Origin of the sequence: Thiocystis minor, assembly GCF_016653465.1 — a bacterium.
Classification (GTDB): domain Bacteria; phylum Pseudomonadota; class Gammaproteobacteria; order Chromatiales; family Chromatiaceae; genus Chromatium; species Chromatium minus.
In genome coordinates this window covers 1-4,679 of record NZ_NHSQ01000013.1, presented here as the reverse complement: position 1 = coordinate 4,679, position 4,679 = coordinate 1, and the positions used below count along the sequence as shown (strand labels likewise).

Genomic DNA, 4,679 nt, shown 5'->3' with positions numbered 1-4,679 from the left:
CTGGTGGCCCTGGCGAGTTTGTTCCCAGAGCCGGTGCAGGTGCTGGTCGCACGCGGCTCGGCGCTCACGGATCTGCGTGACCTGGCCGGTCAACGGGTGGAGATCGGCCAACCTGACTCGGGCAGCCGGGTCAATTCCATCCTGTTGCTCCAGGCCGCCGGGGTGGAGCTGCAGGCCCTCGGCGCGGTCCACGAGGACGGCCTGGAGCGGGGGCTCGCCGACCTGGCCGCCGGGCGGATCGACGCGGTCATCGCCACCATCAGCGCCCCGGCCCGGCTGATCGCGCAAGCGGCCGCGCGGGGCGAGGTCCAGTTGCTGTCGGTCTCGCCGGACGTGCAGGCGGCGCTGACCCATCAAGGTGCGGGGCTGATCCCCCTGGAACTGCCCCCCGCCACCTATCCAGGCCAACTGCAACCGGTGCGCACCCTGGCCGTGACCGCCCTGCTGGTCGCCGCGCCCGACCTGCCGGGGGCGGACGTGGAGCAGGTGCTCGGCGCGCTCTTCGGCGGGAGCGACTTCCTGGGGGCCGGGTCCATGGCCGGTTCGCAGATCAGTCGCCAGAGCGCCGCCACCGGGCTGACCCTGCCGCTGCACCCGGCCGCCACCGCATTCTTTGCGCACGCCCCGCCGCCGACCCGCTGAGCGGGCGAACCCGCTGGTCTGCGCGCCTGCGAATGTGTGCCGCACCTGGTTGCATGGGGCTGCCACCACCGCTCGCCTCGCACGGGTGCTAAGCCGCCGCCCCATCCGCCCGCGACCGCGATCACCGGGCGATCGACGCGCTCGGGAACGCTGCGCGCGGATGCGCCGCTCCTCCAAGCGGTGCTGGGAGCGGGTGCCGGCCCTGTAGGGGTTAATCTGGTTTCCGCTAGTCTTTTCCGGCCATTTTCAAGGCCATTTCTGCCGTGTCGGAAAACGAGTGTTTTCCGGCAGGATAACGTCGGCAATTGCGGCTTGGCAGTCACCCGTTGCCGACTGTCCGATTTTCAGCATCGTCCCATGAGCGGAAACTCGCCGTCTTCACCCCACTGACGGTTGCAAGCGATCAACCGCCACTCAACCAACCAGCACCGATGGCAGGAAAGAACCAGTTAGCGGCTGCCCCTCAGGCCGGGTGTTTGCCTTTCCGCCGCGATCCCAGATCAACCAGCGACACTGGCTCGGAACCGCCACGGAACAGCACGGCCGGCTCAAGCCCCCAGCGCCGGATAGTCGGTGTAGCCCTTGGCGTCCGGCGTGTAGAAGGTCGACATGTCTGGAGCGTTCAGCTCGGCGCCGGCACGCATCCGTTCCACCAAATCGGGATTGGCCAGGAACGGACGGCCGAAGGCGATGAGGTCGGCCCGATGCTCGGAGATCGCCGCCTCCGCGGTCACCCGATCGAAACCGCCCGCCAGGATGAAGGGACCGTCGAAACGGCTGCGCAGTTGAGCCTTCAACTCCTCCGGCACCGGGGGCGTACCCATCGCCGAGTGGTCGAGGAGATGCAGATAGAGCAGCCCAAGTGCCGACAGCTCCGCGCACAGCGCGAGGGACTGAGCATCGACATCGTCGAAAGCCCCCGTGCCATTGAACACCCCGTAGGGCGAGAGGCGGATACCGACCTTGTCCGCGCCAATCGCCCCGGCGACCGCGCACGTCACCTCCAGCGCGAACCGGTTGCGTCCCTCGATGCCGCCCCCGTAACCGTCCGTGCGCTGGTTGACGTTGGGATTGAGGAACTGCTCGATCAGGTAGCCATTCGCCGCGTGCAGCTCCACGCCGTCGAAGCCGGCCTCGATCGCGAGTCCCGCCGACTGAGCGAACTCATCGACGGCCTGGGCAATATCCTGCTCGCTCATCGCCCGAGCGGGGCTAAACGGCTGTAAGCCAAGCGCGTCGGTGTACATCTCTCCGGGACAGACGCCGTCGACAGGCCCCAGGATTTCCGCATCCGCGGGCAGATTCGCTACATGCGCCACGCGCCCCGTATGCATGAGCTGGATGAGGATCTTCCCGCCCCTGGCATGCACGGCGTCGGTGATCAGGCTCCAGCCACGAACATGCTCCGCCGTGAACAGCCCCGGGATGCGGGGATAGCCGAGCCCGTTGGGCGACGGCGAGACCGCCTCGGTGATGATCAAGCCCGCCGAGGCGCGCTGGGCGTAGTACTCCGCCATCAGGGCGTTCGGGATATTGCGCTCAATGGCACGACTGCGCGTCATGGGTGCCATGACGATACGGTTGGTCAGTTGCAGCGAGCGGATGCGAACGGGCTCGAAGAGCATGGGAACCTCCAAGACAATGAAAGAGCATTTGAATGACGACAGGGGATCACCGACCGGACGGTCATGGCCGGTACCAGAATCGGTCAGATCGCGCACAGACCGGTGACTGGATCGCAGACCATGCTGGAGGTGATGGCCTCCCAGAAACAGCCGTTGCCTGCGATCACCCGGCGAATGCGCCCAGCGGTCTCCAGGCCGGCGAGGAGCGGCTCCAGGTCCGCCAGGGACAAGTCGAAGACGGTGGTCAGCTCGACCGGCGCCGCCCGGCCGAGGGTGCGCAGAAAACCGAGCAGGCCGTCGGCATCAGGGGTCGGTGCCCGCCACTGGAGCGCGCCTTCGCTCAGCGTTTCGATGACTGCCTGCAGGGCCGGAAAGGTCTGGTAACCGCGCAGCAACACCGCGCGCTCGCCGAAGCTCAGGCCGAAGGTCGGGAAACCGCGCACCCCGAAGTGGCGCGTCGTTTCCAGGTCCGCTTGGAAGGCGCGCTCGGCGGAGCCGTCCGTGAAATGGCCAATGAAGGTCGCGAGGTTGAAACCCACCGTGCTGGCCAGCTCGATCAGGACCTCGCGCCGACCGGTCTCGCGCGCTTCGGCGGCGGATGCCTCGCGCAGACGTCGCAGATAGCGGGCCGCCAAGACTGGGTCGCTCAGCTCGGCGGCCTTGACTGCGATGTTCTGCGGGTAGGTGGAAACCGTCTCGGCGGTGAACAGACGAAAGCCGTCGATTTGCACCGGCATCCCGTGACGCGCCGAGGCATCCAGCCAGTGCGCGGCGATCTGCGCATTGGAGCCCTCCGGATCGCCACCGATGCCATTGGCGCGGTCATGGAAGGCGCGGATGTCTTCCACCAGACCGCCCATCACGGGCCGAATCCGCACCTGATCGCCGTACCAGACCCGCAGCTTGCGCAGCACCGGTTCGGCTCCCCAGCACCAGGTGCAGACCGGGTCGGTGAAGGCTAGGATCTCAAGGATCGGTTGGTTTTCCACGGGGGCTCCTGGCGTCTTGGATTCGAGTTGGTCGGCGGTTGCCGCCGTCAGCACGGCGACAAGCAATACGTTGAAGAACAGGGTACTGCTGCATCAGCCCCGCGATAAGTCGGTGAAATCACCAAGGACTGTTGCATCAAGACACCAATCATCGCGTGGACGATTTAAACGATCTGGTCTATTTCGCATCCGTGGTGGAACACCACGGTTTCTCCGCCGCCGCGCGGGCAACCGGGGTCGAGAAGACCCGGCTGAGCCGCCGGGTCGCGGCCCTGGAACAGCGTCTGGGGGTGCGACTGCTGCAACGCTCGACGCGCAGCCTGGCGCTAACCGAGGCCGGTCAGCGGTTTTATGACCACTGCGTAGCGGCCGTGGAGGGCGCCCGCGTCGCCTACGAGAGCATCGCCGAGCTGCGTCGGGAGCCGGTCGGAACGGTGCGGATGAGCTGCGCCCCGGTGATGGCGCAAAGCTATCTGGCACCCATCCTGCCCGGCTTCCTGGCCCAGCATCCCAAGGTTAATCTGATCCTCGACGCGACGGATCGCGAGGTGAACCTGATCGAGGAGCGTGTCGATCTGGTTCTGCGGTCCAGGCCTGAGATCGAGGACTCTTCAGGTCTGGTGGCCAGGCCGCTGGTCAGCGCCCAGCGCCTCCTGGTGGCCAGTCCGGCCTATCTTGGGACGATCGACCCGCCCAGCGGGCCGCGCGCCTTGTCGGGGTGCGAGACCCTGGGCCGGCCGCTGGATCTGTTCGAGGGGCAGGTGCGCTGGGAATTGAACGGACCAGGGGCGGAAACCGTGGTCGTGCAGATCGCACCGCGCCTGGTCGCCAACGACCTGCGCCTACTGCTAGAGGCCGCCATCCATGGCATCGGGATCGCCTTGCTGCCAGAGCCGATCGTGGCGGCCGCCATCCGCACTGGCCTGCTGGCGCAGGTGCTCCCGGACTGGACGGCGACGACGCACCGCATCTATCTGCTCTACCCCAGTCCGCGAGGAATGTTGCCCTCGGTGCGCAGCTTGATCGATTACCTGCTGGTTCATCTGCCGGCCAGCATCCAGGAGCGAGGGGTTGACGTCGACGCCGTGCGGTACTCCTGACGGAGCGTCCGGGCCGCACTGCCCGCGACCAGGGAACTCGGCCGACAACTCAGTGATCTCCGCTCACGCTTCAAGCGCCTTGGGCATCATTCCACGTCACTTGAAAGCCACTCGGCAGCCTATGTGCGCACGGGTATATTAGCGCTTGGTTGTCGCCTCGATACAGGCGTTGCCAATCGCGACGAGATACCGCATGGTCGCCTCGGTCATCGGGGCAAGATCCCTGGCGGCCTGCGTCGAGGCGAGCAGATAGCCGTTCTCCCGCTTGACGATCCACCCCGCGGCTTCGAGGTCGCGCACCTTGCGACGCACGGTCTCGCGCG

General features: G+C 66.8%; 5 protein-coding genes. 2 read left to right on the top strand and 3 right to left on the bottom strand.

The window, feature by feature from the left end:
* On the top strand, positions 1-642 hold a 642-nt coding region (locus CCR95_RS00565), incomplete at its 5' end, for a TAXI family TRAP transporter solute-binding subunit (RefSeq protein WP_201090909.1).
* A gap of 548 nt (positions 643-1,190) precedes the next feature.
* Here the strand turns inward: CCR95_RS00565 and CCR95_RS00560 are convergent.
* Both CCR95_RS00560 and CCR95_RS00555 read right to left on the bottom strand, forming a co-directional pair.
* Positions 1,191-2,267, bottom strand: coding sequence for an alkene reductase (locus tag CCR95_RS00560; RefSeq protein ID WP_201090907.1), 1,077 nt, complete (start codon positions 2,265-2,267; stop codon positions 1,191-1,193).
* A gap of 83 nt (positions 2,268-2,350) precedes the next feature.
* On the bottom strand, positions 2,351-3,256 hold the full coding sequence (locus tag CCR95_RS00555) for a DsbA family protein (protein ID WP_201090905.1): 906 nt from the start codon (positions 3,254-3,256) through the stop codon (positions 2,351-2,353).
* Between the two features lie 155 nt (positions 3,257-3,411).
* Between CCR95_RS00555 and CCR95_RS00550 the strand changes: the two genes are divergently transcribed.
* Positions 3,412-4,356 (top strand): LysR substrate-binding domain-containing protein, encoded by a 945-nt coding sequence (locus CCR95_RS00550; RefSeq protein WP_201090903.1) that lies wholly within the window; start codon positions 3,412-3,414, stop codon positions 4,354-4,356.
* Positions 4,357-4,494: 138 nt separating this feature from the next.
* Here CCR95_RS00550 and CCR95_RS00545 read toward each other — a convergent pair.
* Positions 4,495-4,679, bottom strand: a 185-nt coding sequence (locus CCR95_RS00545; protein WP_201090901.1) for a hypothetical protein, incomplete at its 5' end; no start/stop codon positions are given.